Here is a 20,612-nt window from a genome sequence, read left to right as displayed (position 1 = left end):
ATGGCAGATTATCAGGGTAAAAAAGTCGTCATTATTGGCCTGGGAATGACCGGGCTGTCTTGCGTGGACTTTTTCATGGCGCGCGGCGTGACGCCGCGCGTGATGGATACCCGCGTCGCGCCTTCCGGGCTGGAGAAGCTGCCGGAAGAAGTGGAACGCTACGTGGGGGGCCTGAATGAAGACTGGCTGCTGGCAGCGGATCTGATTGTGGCAAGCCCTGGTATCGCGCTGGCACACCCTGCGCTGAGCGCGGCAGCGGATGCCGGCGTGGAAATCGTCGGTGACATTGAGCTGTTCTGCCGCGAAGCGCAGGCGCCGGTTATCGCTATTACCGGTTCTAACGGGAAAAGCACCGTGACGACGCTGGTAGGCGAGATGGCAAAAGCGGCCGGCATGAATGTTGGCGTCGGCGGCAATATCGGCCTGCCGGCCCTGATGTTACTCGATGCGGACCGCGAACTGTACGTTCTGGAGCTCTCCAGCTTCCAGCTGGAAACTACCTCCAGTCTGCGGGCGGTGGCCGCGACGATCCTCAATGTGACCGAGGATCATATGGACCGCTATCCGCTGGGCCTGCAGCAGTATCGTGCGGCCAAACTGCGGGTGTATGAAAATGCGAAAACCTGCATCGTGAATGCCGATGATGGGCTGACGATGCCGGTACGCGGCGCCGATGAGCGCTGCATCAGCTTCGGCGTTGATGTCGGCGACTATCACCTTAACCGCCAGCAGGGAGAAACCTGGCTGCGGGTGAAAGGTGAGAAGATCCTGAACGTCAAAGAGATGCACATCACCGGGCAGCACAACTACAGCAACGCGCTGGCGGCATTGGCGCTGGCTGATGCCGCCGGTCTGCCGCGGGCCAGCAGTCTCAAGGCGCTGACCACCTTTACCGGCCTGGCACATCGTTTTCAGCTGGTGCTGGATCATAACGGCGTGCGTTGGATCAACGATTCCAAAGCCACCAACGTCGGCAGTACCGAAGCGGCGCTGAACGGGCTGCATCTGGACGGTACTCTGTATCTGCTGCTGGGTGGCGATGGGAAATCCGCTGATTTCACGCCGCTGAAGCGTTATCTGGCGGGCGACAATATCCGCCTGTACTGCTTCGGTCGCGATGGCGAGCAGCTGGCGGCACTGCGTCCGGAAGTGGCGACGCAAACCGGGACGATGGAAGAGGCGATGCGCCAGATTGCCCCGCTGCTGAAGTCGGGCGATATGGTGCTGTTATCGCCAGCTTGTGCCAGCCTCGATCAGTTTAAGAGTTTCGAACAACGGGGCGATGTCTTTGCCCGCCTGGCGAAGGAGTTAGGTTGATGCGTTTATCCCTCCCGCGCCTGAAAATGCCTCAGTGGAGACTGCCGCGCCTGCCGGGGATGTTTATCTTCGCCTGGCTGTTTGCGGCGCTGAAAGGCTGGGTGATGGGCTCGCGGCAGAAAGATAACGATAGCCTGGTGATGTATGACCGGATGCTGTTGTGGTTGACGCTTGGCCTGGCCGCCGTGGGTTTCATTATGGTGACCTCGGCTTCTATGCCGGTAGGGCAGCGCCTGGCTAACGATCCTTTCTTGTTCGCCAAGCGCGACGGGTTATACATTCTTCTGGCGCTGGGCCTGGCTCTCGTGACGCTGCGTCTGCCGATGGAGTTCTGGCAGCGGCACAGTACGGCGATGTTGATTGCTTCGATCGTTATGTTGCTGATCGTCCTGGTCGTCGGTAGCTCGGTAAACGGGGCATCGCGCTGGATTGCATTGGGTCCGCTGCGTATTCAGCCTGCGGAGTTTACCAAGCTGTCGCTGTTCTGCTACATCGCCAACTACCTGGTGCGTAAAGGCGATGAGGTGCGGAATAACCTGCGCGGCTTCTTAAAGCCGATGGGCGTCATTTTCGTGCTGGCGATTCTGCTGCTGGCGCAGCCGGACCTCGGTACGGTAGTGGTGTTGTTCGTCACCACCCTGGCGATGCTGTTTCTCGGCGGCGCCAAGCTGTGGCAGTTCATCGCCATTATCGGCATGGGGATTTCGGCGGTGGTGCTGCTGATCCTTGCCGAACCGTATCGTATTCGCCGCGTAACCTCTTTCTGGAACCCGTGGGAAGACCCGTTTGGCAGTGGTTACCAGCTGACTCAGTCGCTGATGGCTTTCGGCCGCGGTGAAATGTGGGGGCAGGGCTTAGGCAACTCGGTACAGAAACTGGAGTATTTACCGGAAGCGCATACCGATTTCATCTTCGCCATTATCGGCGAAGAACTCGGTTATATCGGTGTGGTACTGGCCCTATTAATGGTATTCTTCGTCGCCTTTCGCGCCATGTCGATTGGGCGTAAGGCGCTGGAGATTGATCATCGCTTTTCCGGCTTCCTGGCCTGCGCCATTGGAATCTGGTTTAGCTTCCAGGCGCTGGTTAACGTCGGGGCGGCGGCAGGCATGCTGCCCACTAAAGGCCTGACGCTGCCGCTTATCAGTTACGGCGGTTCCAGTTTGCTGATTATGTCGACGGCCATCATGTTGCTGTTGCGAATTGATTATGAAACGCGTCTGGAAAAAGCCCAGGCGTTTACACGGGGTGTTCGATGAGCGGTCAGGAAAAGCGGTTAATGGTGATGGCGGGCGGTACCGGTGGGCATGTGTTCCCTGGGCTGGCGGTCGCGCACCATTTAATGGACCAGGGCTGGCAGGTTCGCTGGCTCGGCACCGCCGATCGTATGGAAGCGGATTTAGTGCCGAAACACGGCATTGAGATTGATTTTATCCGTATATCCGGCCTGCGCGGTAAAGGGCTGAAAGCGCTGCTGTTAGCGCCGGTACGTATCTTCAACGCCTGGCGTCAGGCGCGGGAGATCATGAAGCGTTTCCAGCCGGACGTCGTACTGGGGATGGGCGGTTACGTTTCCGGCCCTGGCGGCCTGGCGGCCTGGTCGCTGGGTATCCCGGTGGTGCTGCATGAGCAAAACGGCATTGCTGGCCTGACAAACAAATGGCTGGCAAAGATCGCGAAGAAGGTGCTGCAGGCGTTCCCAGGTGCGTTTCCGCATGCTGACGTGGTGGGCAACCCGGTGCGTACTGATGTGCTGGCGCTGCCGTTACCGGAACAGCGTCTGGTCGGGCGCCAGGGAGCGATTCGCGTGCTAGTGGTGGGGGGCTCGCAGGGCGCTCGCGTGCTGAACCAGACGATGCCGCAGGTGGCGGGGAAACTGGGCCCGGCGGTCACTATCTGGCATCAAAGCGGGAAAGGCGGCCAGCAGACGGTGCAGCAGGCCTACGCGGATGCCGGGCAGCCGCAGCATAAAGTGACTGAATTTATTGATGACATGGCGGCAGCGTATGCCTGGGCCGATGTTGTTGTGTGTCGTTCCGGTGCGCTGACGGTGAGTGAAATTGCCGCAGCAGGTTTACCGGCGTTATTTGTGCCGTTTCAGCACAAGGATCGTCAGCAGTACTGGAATGCACTGCCGCTGGAGAAAGCGGGCGCAGCGAAAATTCTCGAACAACCTCAGTTCACCGTTGATGCCGTCGTGCAGACGCTGGCTGGCTGGGATCGGGAAACGCTGCTGGATATGGCGGAACGAGCGCGCAGAGCCTCGATTCCGGATGCTACCGAACGGGTAGCAGAAGAAGTGAGCGCTGCAGCACTGGCGCGCTAATCGCGGTGAATCTCACCGCCCGTATAAAGAAGTTGATGGCGTAAAGAATGAATACACAAGATCTGGCGAAACTGCGTTCCATAGTGCCCGAGATGCGTCGCGTCCGGCATATTCACTTTGTTGGCATCGGTGGTGCCGGTATGGGCGGTATTGCCGAAGTTCTGGCTAACGAAGGCTACCAGATTAGCGGTTCCGACCTGGCGCCGAATCCGGTTACGCAACAGCTGTCGCAACTTGGCGCCACGATCTATTTCAACCATCGCCCGGAAAACGTTCGCGATGCGAGCGTGGTTGTCGTTTCCAGCGCAATCTCTGCGGAAAACCCGGAGATTGTTGCCGCGCATGAAGCGCGTATTCCGGTCATTCGCCGCGCGGAAATGCTGGCAGAGCTGATGCGTTTTCGTCATGGCATTGCGATTGCCGGCACTCACGGTAAAACTACGACCACGGCAATGGTTTCCAGTATTTACGCGGAAGCAGGTCTTGACCCCACCTTTGTCAACGGTGGACTGGTTAAAGCAGCAGGCGTTCACGCCCGCCTCGGCCATAGCCGCTATCTGATTGCGGAAGCGGATGAGAGCGATGCGTCGTTCCTGCATCTGCAGCCGATGGTCGCGATTGTGACCAATATCGAAGCCGATCACATGGATACCTATCATGGCGACTTTGAGAATCTGAAGCAGACCTTTATTAACTTTCTGCACAACCTGCCGTTCTATGGTCGCGCGGTGATGTGTGTCGATGATCCGGTGATTCGTGAACTGCTGCCGCGCGTTGGCCGTCAGATCACCACCTACGGTTTTAGCGAAGATGCCGACGTGCGCGTAGAAGATTATCGTCAGGTCGGCGCCCAGGGCCACTTCCGCCTGGTTCGTCAGGATAAAGAAGTGCTTCAGGTGACGCTGAATGCGCCCGGTCGCCATAACGCGCTGAACGCGGCGGCGGCGGTTGCGGTCGCGACGGAAGAGGGAATTGATGACAGCGCGATCCTGCGGGCGCTGGAAAGTTTCCAGGGAACCGGCCGTCGCTTTGATTTTCTCGGTGAATATCCGTTGGCTGAGGTCAATGGCAAAAGCGGCAGCGCGATGCTGATCGATGACTATGGTCATCACCCGACTGAAGTGGATGCCACGATCAAAGCGGCACGCGCCGGCTGGCCGGATAAAAATCTGGTGATGTTATTCCAGCCGCACCGTTTTACGCGTACGCGCGATCTGTATGACGATTTCGCTAACGTGCTGACTCAGGTTGATGCCCTGCTGATGCTGGACGTTTATTCCGCCGGTGAAGCGCCGATTCCTGGCGCCGACAGCCGTTCGCTGTGCCGTACGATTCGCGGTCGCGGCAAGGTGGATCCGATTCTGCTTTCCGATCCGGCCCAGGCGGCACAGATGCTGGCATCGGTGCTGACCGGGAATGACCTGATCCTGGTGCAGGGCGCGGGAAACATAGGAAAAATCGCACGCCACCTGGCTGAAATCAAACTCGTGCCGCAAAAAGCGGAGGAGGAGCGCCATGGCTGATAAAATCGCGGTTCTTTTCGGCGGTACCTCTGCTGAGCGCGAAGTGTCGCTCAATTCAGGGACTGCGGTACTGGCGGGCCTGCGTGAAGCTGGCGTGGATGCGCACCCTGTCGATCCGCGCGACGTGGATGTTACCCGGTTGAAAGCGCTGGGCTTTAAGAAAGCGTTTATTGCGTTGCATGGTCGCGGTGGCGAAGATGGGACGTTGCAGGGGCTGCTGGAGCTGATTCAGCTGCCTTACACCGGCAGCGGCGTGATGGCGTCGGCGATTTCCATGGACAAAGTTCGCAGCAAATTGTTGTGGCAGGGCGCGGGATTACCGGTCGCTCCATGGGTCGCGCTGACGCGTGCGCAGTTCAATGCTGGTCTGTCTGCTGAAGTTGAACAGCAGATTGCCGCACTGGGTCTGCCGCTGATTGTTAAACCGGCTTGCGAAGGCTCGAGCGTCGGCATGTCGAAAGTCAGCGAAAGTTGTGCATTACATAATGCATTGGCGCTGGCTTTTCAGCATGATGAAGATGTTCTGATTGAGAAATGGCTTAGTGGGCCTGAATTCACCGTCGCTATCGTCGGTGAAGAAATTTTACCGTCAATTCGTATCCAGGTGGCTGGAACCTTCTATGATTATGAGGCGAAGTATCTCTCTGATGAGACGCAATATTTCTGCCCAGGTTGTGAAGATCCTGCCCGCGAGTCAGAAATTCAGGCCCTGGTAGTTAAAGCCTGGAATGTTCTCGGTTGTAAAGGTTGGGGGCGTATTGATGTGATGCTGGACAGCGATGGCCAGTTTTATTTGCTGGAAGCAAATACTTCCCCTGGCATGACCAGCCACAGCCTGGTGCCGATGGCGGCGCGTCAGGCCGGGATGAGCTTCTCGCAGCTTGTTGTTCGAATTCTGGACCTGGCGGGGTGATATGTCGCAGGCTGCGCTGAATACGCGGAACCACGAAGAAGAGGAAGCCTCTTCTTCGCGTCGGAGTAATGGAACTCGTCTGGCCGGGATTGTCTTCCTGCTGACGGTGCTATGTACCGTGTTGGTCAGCGGGTGGATGGTTCTGGGCTGGATGGAGGATGCACAGCGTTTGCCTCTGTCCAGGATGGTTGTTACCGGTGAGCGTCACTACACGCGTAACGATGATATCCGCCAGGCAATTCTGGCGCTGGGTTCCCCGGGGACCTTTATGACGCAGGATGTCAACATCATCCAGAGTCAGATTGAGCGCCTGCCGTGGATTAAGCAGGCGAGCGTCAGAAAGCAGTGGCCGGACGAATTGAAGATTCATCTGGTTGAATATGTGCCGATTGCGCGTTGGAATGATCAACATATGGTCGACGTAGAAGGGAATTCCTTCAGCGTCCCGGCGGATCGGACCAATAAGCAGAATTTACCGATGTTGTATGGCCCGGAAGGCAGTGAGAACGAAGTGTTGCAGGGGTATCGCGACATGGGGCAGGTGCTGGCAAAGGATAAGTTCACGTTGAAAGTGGCGGCGATGACCGCTCGTCGTTCCTGGCAGTTGACGCTGAATAACGATATTAAGCTCAACCTTGGCCGAGGCGATACCATGAAACGGCTTCAGCGCTTTATGGAACTCTACCCGGTTCTACAGCAGCAAGCGCAGACCGACGGCAAACGGATAAGCTACGTTGATTTGCGTTATGACTCGGGCGCGGCGGTAGGTTGGGTACCTGCTCCCGCAGAGGAAACTAATCAACAACAGAATCAGGCACAGGCAGAACAACAATGATCAAGGCGACGGACAGAAAACTGGTAGTTGGACTGGAGATTGGCACCGCGAAGGTTGCCGCTTTAGTAGGGGAAGTTCTGCCCGACGGCGTGGTCAATATCATTGGCGTGGGCAGCTGCCCATCGCGTGGTATGGATAAAGGCGGGGTTAACGACCTGGAATCCGTGGTGAAATGCGTTCAGCGCGCCATTGATCAGGCCGAGCTGATGGCGGATTGCCAGATTTCGTCAGTGTATCTGGCGCTTTCAGGTAAACATATTAGCTGTCAAAATGAAATTGGCATGGTGCCGATTTCAGAAGAAGAAGTCACGTTGGACGACGTTGAGAACGTGGTGCATACCGCGAAATCGGTCCGCGTACGCGATGAGCATCGTGTTCTGCACGTTATCCCGCAGGAATACGCTATCGACTACCAGGAAGGGATTAAAAACCCGGTCGGTCTGTCCGGCGTACGTATGCAGGCAAAAGTCCATCTGATTACCTGCCATAACGATATGGCGAAAAATATTGTTAAAGCGGTGGAACGTTGCGGTCTGAAAGTGGACCAACTCATTTTCGCCGGTTTAGCGGCCAGTTATTCCGTGTTGACGGAAGATGAACGTGAGCTGGGTGTCTGCGTCGTGGACATCGGCGGTGGTACAATGGATATCGCCGTGTATACCGGCGGCGCGCTGCGCCATACCAAAGTGATCCCGTACGCGGGCAACGTGGTCACCAGCGACATCGCCTACGCTTTCGGAACGCCGCCGAGCGATGCCGAAGCGATTAAAGTTCGCCACGGTTGTGCGCTGGGTTCCATTGTCGGTAAAGACGAAAACGTCGAAGTACCGAGCGTGGGCGGGCGTCCGCCGCGTAGTCTGCAGCGCCAGACGCTGGCAGAGGTAATTGAGCCGCGTTATACCGAGCTGCTCAACCTGGTGAATGAAGAGATTCTGCAACTGCAAGAGCAGCTGCGCCAGCAAGGGGTGAAGCACCATCTGGCGGCAGGGATTGTTTTAACGGGCGGCGCCGCGCAAATTGAAGGCCTTGCCGCCTGTGCTCAGCGCGTGTTTCATACGCAGGTTCGTATTGGCGCGCCGCTGAATATTACCGGTTTAACGGATTATGCCCAGGAGCCGTATTATTCGACGGCGGTTGGGTTGCTGCACTACGGGAAGGAATCGCATCTCAGTGGTGAAGCAGAAGTGGAAAAACGCGTAACTGCATCAGTTGGCTCGTGGATTAAGCGACTTAATAGCTGGCTGCGAAAAGAGTTTTAATTTTTTAAGAGAACGCAGAAAATTAGCGTTCTCAGGCGACAGGCACAAAACGGAGAGAAACTATGTTTGAACCTATGGAACTGACCAACGACGCGGTGATTAAAGTCATCGGCGTCGGTGGCGGCGGTGGCAATGCCGTCGAGCACATGGTGCGCGAGCGTATCGAAGGTGTTGAATTCTTTGCGGTGAACACCGACGCGCAGGCGCTGCGTAAAACGGCTGTTGGCCAGACCATTCAGATCGGTAGCGGTATTACCAAAGGTCTGGGTGCCGGTGCAAACCCGGAAGTCGGTCGCAATGCGGCTGATGAAGACCGTGAAGCGCTGCGTGCTGCTCTTGATGGTGCAGACATGGTGTTTATCGCGGCAGGTATGGGTGGCGGCACCGGTACCGGTGCAGCGCCAGTCGTCGCTGAAGTGGCGAAGGATCTGGGCATCCTGACCGTTGCGGTGGTCACTAAACCGTTTAATTTTGAAGGCAAAAAGCGCATGGCGTTCGCCGAGCAGGGGATCACCGAGCTGTCCAAGCATGTGGACTCGCTGATCACCATTCCGAACGACAAGCTGCTGAAAGTTCTCGGCCGCGGTATCTCTCTGCTGGACGCTTTCGGCGCAGCAAACGACGTGCTGAAAGGCGCAGTACAGGGTATCGCCGAACTGATTACCCGTCCGGGTCTGATGAACGTCGACTTTGCGGATGTGCGTACCGTAATGTCCGAAATGGGCTATGCGATGATGGGCTCCGGCGTGGCGAGCGGTGAAGACCGTGCGGAAGAAGCGGCTGAAATGGCTATCTCTTCTCCGCTGCTGGAAGATATCGATCTGTCCGGCGCGCGCGGCGTTCTGGTCAACATTACGGCCGGCTTCGACCTGCGTCTGGATGAGTTCGAAACCGTGGGTAACACTATCCGTGCTTTCGCTTCGGATAATGCGACCGTGGTTATCGGTACTTCCCTTGACCCGGATATGAACGACGAACTGCGTGTGACCGTTGTGGCCACCGGTATCGGTATGGACAAGCGTCCGGAAATTACCCTGGTGACCAACAAGCAGGTTCAGCAGCCGGTCATGGATCGCTACCAGCAGCACGGTATGGCTCCGTTAACTCAAGAGCAGAAACCGGTTGCGAAGGTGGTGAACGACAATACACCGCAAACTGCGAAAGAGCCGGATTATCTGGATATCCCAGCGTTCCTGCGTAAGCAAGCTGATTAAGAATTGGCTGGAAGTTGGGCATCAGCGCTCTTTGTGCTAAACTGCCCATCCGAATGTATTGTACACTTCGGTTGGATAGGTAACTTGGCGAGATTATACGATGATCAAACAAAGGACTCTTAAACGTATCGTTCAGGCGACTGGCGTCGGTTTGCATACCGGCAAGAAAGTCACCCTGACGTTACGCCCTGCGCCGGCAAATACCGGGGTCATCTATCGTCGCACCGACTTGAATCCACCGGTTGATTTTCCGGCTGATGCCAAATCTGTGCGTGATACCATGCTCTGTACTTGCCTGGTGAACGAGCATGACGTGCGGATTTCGACTGTCGAGCACCTGAATGCCGCACTGGCAGGTCTCGGCATTGACAACATCGTTGTTGAAGTCGATGCGCCGGAAATTCCAATTATGGATGGTAGCGCTGCGCCGTTCGTTTATCTGCTGCTGGATGCCGGCATCGATGAGCTGAACTGTGCCAAGAAATTTGTACGCATCAAAGAGACCGTTCGGGTCGAAGATGGCGACAAATGGGCTGAATTCAAACCGTACAATGGTTTTTCGTTGGATTTTACCATCGATTTTAACCACCCGGCGATTGATGCAAGCAGCCAGCGCTATGCGATGAACTTCTCTGCTGATGCATTTATGCGCCAGATTAGTCGCGCTCGTACTTTTGGTTTTATGCGTGATATCGAATATCTGCAGTCCCGCGGTCTGTGCCTGGGCGGCAGCTTCGATTGTGCCATCGTTGTTGACGATTATCGCGTATTGAACGAAGACGGTCTTCGCTTTGAAGATGAGTTTGTCCGCCACAAAATGCTGGATGCGATCGGTGACCTGTTTATGTGTGGTCACAATATCATCGGTGCATTCACGGCGTTCAAATCAGGTCACGCGTTGAATAACAAACTGCTGCAGGCTGTTCTGGCAAAACAGGAAGCCTGGGAGTATGTGACTTTCGAAGACGAAGCAGAACTGCCGCTGGCATTCCGCGCACCGTCAATGGTTATGGCATAAGCCTGACCATTCAGTAAAACAGACTGGTAACCTGGTACTCTCTCCGACCAGGGAGCCAGTCTTTTTTCTTTTTTTGCCTTCCTCTGCTGGTTCTGCCCTGATTCTGCGGCGCTGTTCATTGTTCGTTCGCTGATTTATTGAACGTTTTTGCCTTGTCGCAACCGTCATTCCTGCTGCTGTCGTGCAGTATTAATGGTAGTATTTGGGCGCAAAAAATATTTCCTGGGGTTGCTTCAACTAAAGGTAACGTACGTGAGTGGATTGCTGACGCGCTGGCGACAGTTTGGCAGACGGTATTTCTGGCCGCATCTCCTGTTGGGGATGGTCGCGGCTAGCTTTGGCCTGCCTGCGCTTAGCAACAGCCACGAAACGGCTTCGCCGACGAAAACCACGGCCAGCAACCACAGCCCGAATAAAGTTAATTTCTCCCAGCTGGCGCTGCTTGACGCCAGCCGTCGACCGAATTTTACCGTCGATTACTGGCATCAGCATGCTATCCGCACGGTTATTCGTCATCTCTCATTTGCGATGGCGCCGCAAGCGCTGCCGGTTGCCGAAGAGTCTTCGCCCTTCCAGGCGCAGCATCTGGCTTTACTTGACACGCTCAGCGCACTGCTGACGCAGGAGAGTAAACCGCCGGTAATCGTTCGCCAGGCGGCTTATACCCCGTCCCATTCTGCATTTTCTGTCTCGGCCTGGATTAGCCAGGTGGCAGGGATTCGCGCAGGACCTCAACGTCTCAGCTGAACTAAAAACGGATGATTCTTTTTTGTGACTCCGCATCGCGGGGCGTTTGAGATTTTATTATGCTAATCAAATTATTAACTAAAGTTTTCGGTAGTCGTAACGATCGTACCCTGCGCCGTATGCGCAAAACCGTTGGCCTCATCAATGCCATGGAACCGGAGATGGAAAAGCTCTCCGATGACGAGCTGAAAGGCAAAACCGCCGAGTTCCGTGCTCGCCTGGAAAAGGGCGAAAGCCTGGAGAGCCTGATCCCGGAAGCCTTTGCCGTGGTTCGTGAAGCCAGTAAACGTGTATTCGGTATGCGCCACTTCGACGTCCAGCTGCTGGGCGGTATGGTGCTTAACCAGCGTTGCATCGCGGAAATGCGTACCGGTGAAGGTAAAACGTTGACCGCAACGCTGCCTGCGTACCTGAATGCATTATCCGGTAAAGGCGTTCACGTGGTTACCGTCAACGACTATCTGGCACAGCGTGATGCTGAAAACAACCGCCCGCTGTTTGAGTTCCTCGGTATGACCGTCGGGATCAACATGTCCGGTTTACCGGCGCCAGCCAAACGTGAAGCGTACGGTGCGGATATTACCTACGGTACCAACAACGAATACGGCTTTGACTACCTGCGCGACAATATGGCGTTCAGCCCGGAAGAGCGCGTTCAGCGTAAACTGCACTATGCGCTGGTGGATGAGGTGGACTCCATTCTGATCGATGAAGCGCGTACTCCGCTGATCATTTCCGGTCCGGCGGAAGACAGCTCGGAAATGTACAAGCGCGTGAACAAGATCATCCCGCACCTGGTTCGTCAGGATAAAGAAGATTCCGACACCTTCACCGGTGAAGGCCACTTCTCCGTTGATGAAAAGGCGCGCCAGGTTAACCTGACCGAACGCGGTCTGGTGCTGATCGAAGAGCTGCTGGTGCAGGAAGGGATCATGGACGAAGGCGAATCGCTGTATTCACCGTCCAATATTATGCTGATGCATCACGTGACGGCAGCGCTGCGCGCGCACGTGCTGTTCACCCGCGACGTTGACTATATCGTCAAAGATGGCGAAGTGATTATCGTCGATGAGCATACCGGTCGTACGATGCAAGGACGTCGCTGGTCTGATGGTCTCCACCAGGCCGTTGAAGCGAAAGAAGGCGTGGATATCCAGAATGAAAACCAGACGCTGGCCTCCATCACCTTCCAGAACTATTTCCGTCTGTATGAGAAACTGGCGGGGATGACCGGTACGGCAGATACTGAAGCCTTTGAATTCAGCTCTATCTACAAGCTGGATACCGTAGTGGTGCCGACTAACCGCCCGATGATCCGTAAAGATATGGCGGATCTGGTCTATATGACCGAAGCGGAAAAAATTCAGGCGATCATCGAAGATATCAAAGAGCGCACCGCCGCTGGCCAGCCGGTTCTGGTTGGTACCATTTCGATTGAAAAATCAGAAGTGGTTTCCCATGAACTGACCAAAGCCGGTATCAAGCACAATGTTCTGAACGCGAAGTTCCACGCCAGCGAAGCGGATATCGTTGCCCAGGCGGGTTACCCGTCAGCGGTAACCATCGCAACCAACATGGCGGGTCGTGGTACGGATATTATGCTCGGCGGGAGCTGGCAAGCCGAAGTCGCTGCGCTGGAAGATCCGACACCGGAGCAAATCGCGCAGATTAAAGCCGACTGGCAGGTTCGTCACGATGCCGTTCTGGCAGCAGGCGGCCTGCATATTATCGGTACCGAGCGTCATGAATCCCGTCGTATCGATAACCAGCTGCGCGGCCGTTCTGGTCGTCAGGGGGATGCCGGTTCTTCCCGCTTCTACCTGTCGATGGAAGATGCTCTGATGCGTATCTTTGCCTCCGACCGTGTCTCCGGCATGATGCGCAAGCTGGGGATGAAACCAGGCGAAGCGATTGAGCACCCGTGGGTCACCAAGGCTATCGCTAACGCACAGCGTAAAGTCGAAAGCCGCAACTTTGATATTCGTAAGCAGCTGCTGGAATATGATGATGTTGCTAACGATCAGCGCCGGGCAATCTACAGTCAGCGTAACGAATTGCTGGACGTTTCTGATGTTAGCGAAACCATTAACAGCATCCGCGAAGATGTGTTCAAAGCGACCATCGATGCCCATATCCCGCCGCAGTCTCTGGAAGAAATGTGGGATGTTGAAGGTCTGCAGGAACGTCTGAAAAATGACTTCGACCTCGAGCTGCCGCTGAAAGAGTGGCTGGATAAAGAGCCGGAGCTGCATGAAGAGACGCTGCGCGAGCGTATTCTGCAGAGCGCGATTGAGACCTATCAGCGTAAAGAAGAAGTTGTGGGCGCCGAAATGATGCGTCATTTCGAGAAAGGCGTCATGCTGCAGACTCTGGACTCGCTGTGGAAAGAGCACCTCGCGGCGATGGATTACCTGCGTCAGGGTATTCACCTGCGCGGCTATGCGCAGAAAGATCCTAAGCAGGAGTACAAGCGTGAGTCCTTCTCTATGTTTGCCGCGATGCTGGAATCGCTGAAGTATGAAGTGATCAGCACCCTGAGCAAGGTTCAGGTCCGCATGCCGGAAGAAGTTGAAGCAATGGAGCAGCAGCGCCGCGAGGAAGCCGAACGTCTGGCGCAGATGCAACAGCTTAGCCATCAGGACGACGATACTGCCGCCGCGGCTGCGCTGGCTGAGGAGACCGGCGAGCGTAAAGTGGGGCGCAACGATCCGTGCCCATGTGGTTCCGGTAAAAAATATAAGCAGTGCCATGGCCGTCTGAGCTAAGCTCAGAGCATGAAAAATAAAGGCGCAGATATCTGCGCCTTTTTTATGGAATGATCACGATGAAACAACTGCAAATTTCCGTGGGTATTATCCGCAATCCGCAGGGGGAGATCTTTATCACCCAGCGCGCCGCCGATGCCCATATGGCCAACAAACTCGAGTTTCCCGGCGGTAAAATTGAAGCCGGAGAATCTGCGGAACAGGCGCTGGTGCGTGAACTGCAGGAAGAAGTGGGGATTACGGTAAGCTCATCCCGCCTGTTTGATAAGCTGGAGTATCAGTTTCCGGACCGCCACATTACCCTGTGGTTCTGGCTGGTGGAAGAGTGGTCCGGCGAGCCGTGGGGGAAAGAGGGACAGCCCGGGCAGTGGATTGCGCAACGGGCATTAGACTCTGAGGCGTTTCCGCCGGCGAATGAACCCATTATTACCAAATTAGTGCAGGCGGCTTCCTGAACCCGCGTTTCCCGGACAAGGCGCGATGTTGCCTTGCCCGGGAACCGGTCACGGTTGCTGTTCCTCGCTCCAGCCATCGCTATCGGACAGATCGCTCGCGCTGGGAATACGTTTTTCTTCCGCAGCCCATTCGCCTAGATCAATCAGCTGGCAGCGTTTAGAGCAAAAGGGGCGGTACAGGCTCTGTGCGTTCCAGACCACGGGTTTACCGCAGGTGGGGCAATTGACGATCGTCTCTTCTGACATTATTTCTCCTTAACAACAGGCCAGTTCAAAATCAAAACGCTCAGGTACGACCCCGAACTCGCTATCCAGCGGCAGGAAGCGGATAGCGAAACGGCTCTTATGCCCGGAGATTTGAGGATAGAGCTGGCTGGCAATATCCAGCCGCAGACGTAGCAGGTCGGCATCTTCGCCATTATCCTGATAAAAGCCGTTGAGGCTGGTCTGCTTACGGAAAGGGGCGGCATTACGAATCAGATCGAGGATCAGCACCAGAGATTGAGTCAGCGGATCAAGGCTGGCTATCCAGACGCCGATCTGTTCGTCACGGTATGCCTGCGGCATGTGCAGCCAGATATGCAGCGTGGGCAAATCAAAGCTGCAGCAGCCGCCGGGAATGCTCAGACGCTGGCGTACCAGCGCAATCAAACGATCTTCACGCAGGAACTGGCCGATGCGCGGCGCGGACATCAGCGTGGCGCCGCACTGCTTCAACTGCTGACGCAAGGCGTCAATACGTTCGCCATCGACGCCGGGAATATCTACCCATGACTGTAATTTCCGCTGCTGGCGCTCCAGCTCTTTTAGCAGGTCCGTCCTGACCTCTCCACGTTCCAGTACATCTAAAAGATCGCCCGCGTTGCGGAAAAAATGGAGTGCATCGGCGTAGCTGGCGATTGTCGGATGAACGGACAATTGCTGAGTCAAAAATTCAATACGCAGCCAGGTGCGCATTTTCTCGTTGAGTGGATGTTCAAACAGAACGGGGGTGTGCATTACGGTTTTTCCTGTGAGGCGGCCTGCGATGCCAGCATTAGATACTTTTCGTGCAGGCGGGCAACATCCGATGCGACGGCATCCGGAGAGCCCATGTTTTCAATGACATCATCCGCAACGGCAAGGCGCTGTTCGCGCGTCGCCTGGGCGGCAAGAATATGTTCTGCATGTTCACGACTGACCCGATCGCGAAGCATCGTACGCGCGATCTGCGTCTCTTTTGGAACATCAACGACCAGCACGCGATCGGCCTGCGTAGCCAGCCGGTTTTCTACCAGTAAGGGGACGACCCAAAGAATATAAGGAGAGCTCGCGGCCTGCATCTGCCGGCGAGTTTCCTGCTGGATGAGCGGATGCAATAGCCCGTTAAGCCAGGTTTTATCTTCAGGGTGAGCAAAGATTTTTTCACGCAGAGCGCGGCGGTTCAGCGTGCCGTCATCATTGAGCATCGGTGAACCAAAGTGAGCGGCGATGGCCTGAAGCGCGGTGGTTCCGGGTTCTACTACCTGACGGGCAATAATGTCAGCGTCAATAACGTTAATCCCAAGCCGGGAAAATGCATCGGCCACGGTACTTTTGCCACTGCCAATGCCGCCTGTTAACGCTACCGTATACCTCATACGCTCCGATCCTGAACTGACCATATACACATTACTCTTCAGAGGCGCTCGTTTTGCTGCGCACCACGCCCCGGTGAACGCTATCCCCATCAAGGTGGCTGCAGGCCAATAAAAGGCCATCACAGTATATACTGGATTGTTTTGTATATATAAATCAAGTGGTTAAAAATGATACGCCGGGCGTCGATTATTGCGTTCGCGCCATTCACTGTTCACCAGGTAAATTTATACGATTGTAGCGTAAAAAAAGTGAAAATCGCAGTCTTGCGCAGCCATGATTCGTGCGTATGATAACGTCACTGGAGTTGTGCTCTCACAATAATGCAATTAACCCCAGGAATTCGTACATGCGTATCGAAGAAGATCTGAAGCTTGGTTTTAAAGACGTTCTTATCCGCCCAAAACGCTCTACCCTCAAAAGCCGTTCTGATGTTCAGCTGGAACGTGAATTCACTTTTAAACATTCTGGTCTGTCCTGGTCTGGCGTGCCGATCATTGCCGCTAACATGGATACCGTCGGGACGTTTGGCATGGCGAAAGCGCTGGCCTCTTTCGGTATTCTGACCGCGGTTCACAAGCACTATACCGTTGAACAATGGCAGGAGTTTGTCCAGTCGGTGTCCGCAGATGTGCTGAAGTACGTCATGGTGTCCACCGGCACCTCGGATGTCGATTTCGAAAAAACCCAGCAGATCCTTTCTCAGAACCCGCAGCTTAGCTTCGTCTGCATCGATGTGGCGAATGGTTATTCTGAACATTTTGTTCAGTTCGTCGCCAAAGCGCGTGCAGCCTGGCCGCAAAAAACCATTATTGCGGGTAACGTTGTGACGGGCGAAATGTGCGAAGAGCTGATTCTGTCCGGTGCTGATATTGTGAAAGTGGGCATCGGCCCGGGCTCCGTATGTACCACTCGCGTGAAGACCGGCGTCGGTTATCCGCAGCTGTCTGCCGTTATCGAGTGTGCCGATGCGGCGCATGGCCTGGGCGGCCAGATCGTCAGCGATGGCGGTTGCACGATGCCAGGTGACGTGGCGAAAGCCTTCGGCGGCGGTGCAGATTTTGTCATGCTGGGGGGAATGCTGGCTGGCCATGAAGAGAGCGGCGGTACCGTCGTTGAAGAAAACGGCGAGAAATTCATGCTGTTCTACGGCATGAGCTCCGAATCCGCCATGACGCGCCACGTTGGCGGCGTTGCGCAGTATCGCGCCGCGGAAGGCAAAACCGTTAAGCTGCCTCTGCGTGGACCGGTAGAGAACACGGCTCGCGATATCCTCGGTGGCCTGCGTTCTGCCTGTACCTATGTGGGCGCCTCTCGCCTGAAAGAGCTGACCAAGCGTACGACCTTCATTCGCGTGCAGGAACAAGAGAACCGCGTGTTCAACAGCCTGTAATGCCTGATGCTGGCGCGTTTTGCGCCAGCACTTATCCGCCCATTCCGCTAATGGCGTCACCCAGATGAAAGATGGGTAAATACATCGCCACCACCAGCACACCGACAATCGTTCCGGTTATCAACAGCAGGGCCGGCTCCAGTAACGTTGCCAGATTTTCTGCCTGATAATGCGTCTGCTCACTATGATGACGGGCGAGGTTTTCCAGCATTGTATCCAGCGATCCGGATGCTTCACCGGTGCGGATCAGCTGCAGGCATAGCGTGGTAAAACCGCCGCTTCGCTCAAGAGCCTGCCAGATGGGAGCTCCGTGGCTAATGTGCAGATGCACCTGCTGGATCCGCTGGCGCCATAGCGGGCAGTTCAGCGTATCCTCGACGCTTTCCAGACCTTGCAGAAAGCTAATACCTGCACTTTGGGTCAGTGCGAGTACGGTAAAGATCTGGCTAAGCCGCTGCCCGCGTTTGAGTTTTCCCACAACCGGGAGCGCGTGGAGCATTTTTTGTCGCTGCAGCAGCCAGTGCGGGCGGCGACTGGCTATCAGATTAAGGACGGCGGGCAGCACAATCGGCACAATCAGCAGTGGCCAGCCATAGCTAAGGCTCTCGCTGGCGTGAATAACCAGGCGCGTCAGCAGCGGTAGCGGTGTGTTGAAGGTTTGGTAGATCGCCGCAAACTCCGGCAGAACGAAGCACAGCATCGCCACCACCACCATCAGGGCCAGACCCAGAATAACGGCCGGGTAGCGCACCGCTTTCTTCACTTTTTCTGCCAGCTGCTGCTGTTCCTGCTGTTGACGCGCCAGCTGAAGACAACAAAAATCCAGTTTACCGGTGAGCTCGCCGGTACGGATCATCGCCAGGCTAAGCGGTGCAAAGGCCTGAGGCCACTTTTCCAGCGCGGCAGAAAGCGAGATGCCTTGCGCCAGATCCTGAGCCAGTGTGCGCAGCAGCGCCTGCCACTGCGCGCTCGGTTGCTGTTGCGCCAGCAGCTCGAGTCCTTCAGATAAAGAAAGTCCGGCCTGAAGGAGCACCGCCAGTTGGCGAACAACTTGACTGCCATAGCGCGGATGCCAGAGCGTGTTTTTGACCGCACAGCGGCGAATGGCCAGTGGAATAATGCGTTCATGCTGAAGCGCCTGGAATACTTCCAGTCGGCCAGGGTTCCACTGTGTTCCCTGACAAAATTGGCCCTGCATATCCACGCCTTGCCAGCGCCAGAGACGGTTAGCGGTCATGAGGGATCCCCAGTACGCGGACGATTTCTTCAAGGTTGGTCAGCCCTTGCTCGACCGCCAGACAGCCGCTTTCAAACAGCGTCATCATTCCCGCTTCGCGTGCCAGAGATTCGATTTCCAGCGCGCTCGGGCCACGGGCGATCGCTTGACGTAGCGGGGCATTCACCGGCAATAGCTCAAATAATGCCTGGCGACCATAGTAGCCGTGATAGCAGTGCTGACAGCCTACGGCCTGCCAGCGCGGGAGAGGTCGGGGCCACAGGCGGCGCGGTATATCCATCGTCTTCCCGGTTTCACGGCGGCAGTGTACGCACAGTTTACGCACCAGGCGTTGAGCGATAACCAGCGACAGTGCAGAAGAGAGCATCCAGCCGGCAACGCCCATTTGCTGTAGGCGAGTGAGGGTTTCACTGGTGGAGTTGGTGTGCAGCGTCGAAAGGACCAGATGCCCGGTTTGCGCCGCTTTAATCGCAATCTCTGCGGTCTCCGCATCGCGAATTTCCCCGACCATCACAATATCAGGATCCTGGCGTAACAGCGCGCGCAGAACGTTTTGAAAAGTCAGTCCGGCGCGGGGGTTAATTTGTGTCTGGTTCATTCCGGCTATCGGCATCTCCAGCGGATCTTCCACGCTACAAATATTGACCGCATCGTGGTTTCTGGTTTGCAGCGCGCTATAAAGGGTAACGGTTTTACCGCTACCGGTTGGGCCGGTAACCAGCAGCAGTCCCTGCGGCTGTTCGAGGGCCGAGCGAAACGCATTAAGCTGGTCTGACGAAAGTCCCAGCGCCCCCAGCTCGAGTGCCTGCTCGACCTGATGCAGTAAACGCAGCACGATTTTCTCCCCGTGGCGACAGGGCAGTGTGGCTATACGGAAAGAGACCGGGCGACCGGCAAGGGGCAGGGTAAACTGGCCATCCTGCGGCAGGCGATGCTCGGCGATGTCCAGGTTGCCGAGCACTTTAAGCCGCGCGGCGACCGGGGCTGCGCGTTCGGGGGGAAGGGGCGAAAGTGCATGGAGCACGCCATCGACACGCAGACGAATGCGCAGGTGATTTTCTTCGGGCTCAAAATGAATATCGGAAGCCCGCTGGCGTAGCGCTTGCTCGAGGATCTGCTGGACCTGGCCGATTACATCGGCCGCGGTATCGCTGTGGGCAGGGGGCGAGGGGTGGGTTGCCGTCTGCTGACGCTTATCCATCTGCGCCTGGCTCCAGCATTCGATATCGATTCGCTTCTGAGTAGCGAAACGCAGCGCCTCCATCAGTTCAGGCGTCGGAGCATCGACAACCGCGATAGCGATGGTTTGCTCATCGCTGTTCAACAGCAGCGCCTGATGGCGCTGACAAAGGGAGATTAACCGATCGGTTTTCATCGTGGCGGCCTCAGTTTATGCGGAACACATCTTCGCAGGCCTGCTGGAGTGCGCTGTTGCTGGCTATGTTGCAGACGCGCCCCCAGCCGGTGATACCGCTTGCATTGTCCCAGGACGGCGTCAGGGTGACGCTCAGTCCGTTCAGGCTTTCTTGTCCGTTCAGCGTGACAATACCTTTCGCGACGCTCATGGTGGCGACGTAGCGCGTGGTCGCTGGAGAAGGGATGCCGTTGGCGCCGGCGTCACAGCTTGTCAGTCCGCCGTGTTCGAGCGCGCATAGTTCAACTGCCGTGCGGTAGGGGACAAAGGTTTGCAGCATGTCGGTCAGGGCCGCCTTGCGCAGGTAGTTCTGATAAGCCGGAATGCCGATAGCGCTCAGAATGGCGATAATGCCGATGACCACCATCAGTTCGATCAGGGTAAATCCGCGTTGTCTGTCCATATATGCTCCTTGTGGTGAAGGAAGCACTGTGACGCGCTGGCGGCGCCGCGGCGAATGACAAATGATGGGGTGGGAAACGACTTTCCAGGTTTTCTGGTGTTCTTGCAGGTGGGGGAGTCAGAGATGCTCGCTGTCTCGCAAAAAAAGCCCCGGCGCGTTGTCGCTCCGGGGCGGGC

19 protein-coding genes are annotated in these 20,612 nt (G+C 56.1%); 13 read left to right on the top strand and 6 right to left on the bottom strand.

Annotated features, from left to right (window positions below):
- The 12 genes from murD to mutT all read left to right on the top strand — a co-directional run bounded on the left by murD (position 1) and on the right by mutT (position 14,372).
- Positions 1–1,317 carry a UDP-N-acetylmuramoyl-L-alanine--D-glutamate ligase gene (gene murD, locus Q1L34_RS22055; protein ID WP_004857868.1) on the top strand — a complete coding sequence of 439 codons (1,317 nt, stop codon included), beginning with the start codon at positions 1–3 and terminating at the stop codon, positions 1,315–1,317.
- Entirely contained in the window at positions 1,317–2,576 is a 1,260-nt protein-coding gene (gene ftsW / locus Q1L34_RS22050; RefSeq protein WP_004857870.1) for a cell division protein FtsW, read from the top strand. The genes murD and ftsW overlap by 1 nt, the downstream gene beginning before the upstream one ends.
- Positions 2,573–3,643: an undecaprenyldiphospho-muramoylpentapeptide beta-N-acetylglucosaminyltransferase gene (gene murG / locus Q1L34_RS22045; RefSeq protein ID WP_015585162.1), complete on the top strand. Its 1,071-nt coding sequence runs from the start codon at positions 2,573–2,575 to the stop codon at positions 3,641–3,643. Before ftsW ends, murG begins: the two co-directional genes overlap by 4 nt.
- A gap of 47 nt (positions 3,644–3,690) precedes the next feature.
- Positions 3,691–5,166: a UDP-N-acetylmuramate--L-alanine ligase gene (gene murC, locus Q1L34_RS22040; protein WP_004857874.1), complete on the top strand. Its 1,476-nt coding sequence runs from the start codon at positions 3,691–3,693 to the stop codon at positions 5,164–5,166.
- Entirely contained in the window at positions 5,159–6,079 is a 921-nt protein-coding gene (locus tag Q1L34_RS22035) for a D-alanine--D-alanine ligase (protein ID WP_004857876.1), read from the top strand. The genes murC and Q1L34_RS22035 overlap by 8 nt, the downstream gene beginning before the upstream one ends.
- Position 6,080: 1 nt before the next feature.
- On the top strand, positions 6,081–6,914 hold the full coding sequence (gene ftsQ / locus Q1L34_RS22030; RefSeq protein ID WP_004857878.1) for a cell division protein FtsQ: 834 nt from the start codon (positions 6,081–6,083) through the stop codon (positions 6,912–6,914).
- Positions 6,911–8,173 (top strand): cell division protein FtsA, encoded by a 1,263-nt coding sequence (gene ftsA / locus Q1L34_RS22025; protein WP_004857881.1) that lies wholly within the window; start codon positions 6,911–6,913, stop codon positions 8,171–8,173. Before ftsQ ends, ftsA begins: the two co-directional genes overlap by 4 nt.
- Before the next feature lie 62 nt (positions 8,174–8,235).
- Entirely contained in the window at positions 8,236–9,387 is a 1,152-nt protein-coding gene (ftsZ, locus tag Q1L34_RS22020; protein WP_004857884.1) for a cell division protein FtsZ, read from the top strand.
- Positions 9,388–9,487: 100 nt separating this feature from the next.
- Positions 9,488–10,405, top strand: coding sequence for a UDP-3-O-acyl-N-acetylglucosamine deacetylase (gene lpxC / locus Q1L34_RS22015; RefSeq protein ID WP_004857886.1), 918 nt, complete (start codon positions 9,488–9,490; stop codon positions 10,403–10,405).
- Between the two features lie 252 nt (positions 10,406–10,657).
- The gene (secM, locus tag Q1L34_RS22010) at positions 10,658–11,152 is read left to right on the top strand and encodes a secA translation cis-regulator SecM (RefSeq protein ID WP_015585160.1); all 495 of its coding nucleotides are present in this window, start codon (positions 10,658–10,660) and stop codon (positions 11,150–11,152) included.
- A gap of 59 nt (positions 11,153–11,211) precedes the next feature.
- Complete coding sequence (gene secA, locus Q1L34_RS22005) at positions 11,212–13,917, top strand: preprotein translocase subunit SecA (protein WP_004857889.1); 2,706 nt, start codon at positions 11,212–11,214, stop codon at positions 13,915–13,917.
- A gap of 59 nt (positions 13,918–13,976) precedes the next feature.
- Positions 13,977–14,372, top strand: coding sequence for an 8-oxo-dGTP diphosphatase MutT (gene mutT, locus Q1L34_RS22000; protein ID WP_004857891.1), 396 nt, complete (start codon positions 13,977–13,979; stop codon positions 14,370–14,372).
- Between the two features lie 48 nt (positions 14,373–14,420).
- Here the strand turns inward: mutT and yacG are convergent, their stop codons facing one another.
- Genes yacG through coaE form a run of 3 tightly spaced genes read right to left on the bottom strand, consistent with a single transcriptional unit; the run spans position 14,421 to position 15,991 of the window.
- Positions 14,421–14,618, bottom strand: a complete 198-nt coding sequence (yacG, locus tag Q1L34_RS21995; RefSeq protein ID WP_004857893.1) for a DNA gyrase inhibitor YacG — start codon at positions 14,616–14,618, stop codon at positions 14,421–14,423.
- A 9-nt stretch (positions 14,619–14,627) separates the two neighbouring features.
- On the bottom strand, positions 14,628–15,371 hold the full coding sequence (gene zapD, locus Q1L34_RS21990) for a cell division protein ZapD (protein WP_004857894.1): 744 nt from the start codon (positions 15,369–15,371) through the stop codon (positions 14,628–14,630).
- On the bottom strand, positions 15,371–15,991 hold the full coding sequence (gene coaE / locus Q1L34_RS21985; protein ID WP_004857896.1) for a dephospho-CoA kinase: 621 nt from the start codon (positions 15,989–15,991) through the stop codon (positions 15,371–15,373). Before coaE ends, zapD begins: the two co-directional genes overlap by 1 nt.
- Before the next feature lie 347 nt (positions 15,992–16,338).
- Between coaE and Q1L34_RS21980 the strand changes: the two genes are divergently transcribed.
- Positions 16,339–17,382: a GMP reductase gene (locus Q1L34_RS21980; protein WP_015585159.1), complete on the top strand. Its 1,044-nt coding sequence runs from the start codon at positions 16,339–16,341 to the stop codon at positions 17,380–17,382.
- Positions 17,383–17,413: 31 nt separating this feature from the next.
- Here the strand turns inward: Q1L34_RS21980 and hofC are convergent, their stop codons facing one another.
- From hofC to ppdD, 3 genes are read right to left on the bottom strand one after another with little or no spacing between them, the layout of a single operon-like run.
- Complete coding sequence (hofC, locus tag Q1L34_RS21975; RefSeq protein WP_015585158.1) at positions 17,414–18,619, bottom strand: protein transport protein HofC; 1,206 nt, start codon at positions 18,617–18,619, stop codon at positions 17,414–17,416.
- Positions 18,609–19,994, bottom strand: a complete 1,386-nt coding sequence (gene gspE, locus Q1L34_RS21970; RefSeq protein WP_004857904.1) for a type II secretion system protein GspE — start codon at positions 19,992–19,994, stop codon at positions 18,609–18,611. Before gspE ends, hofC begins: the two co-directional genes overlap by 11 nt.
- 10 nt (positions 19,995–20,004) lie before the next feature.
- Positions 20,005–20,436 (bottom strand): prepilin peptidase-dependent pilin, encoded by a 432-nt coding sequence (gene ppdD, locus Q1L34_RS21965; RefSeq protein ID WP_032716568.1) that lies wholly within the window; start codon positions 20,434–20,436, stop codon positions 20,005–20,007.
- Positions 20,437–20,612: the final 176 nt, after the last annotated feature.

This window comes from Klebsiella ornithinolytica (assembly GCF_030505655.1).
GTDB classification, from domain to species: Bacteria; Pseudomonadota; Gammaproteobacteria; order Enterobacterales; family Enterobacteriaceae; genus Klebsiella; species Klebsiella ornithinolytica.
The sequence above is the reverse complement of the archived record's forward strand: the minus strand, read 5'-3'. Positions and strand labels throughout refer to the sequence as shown.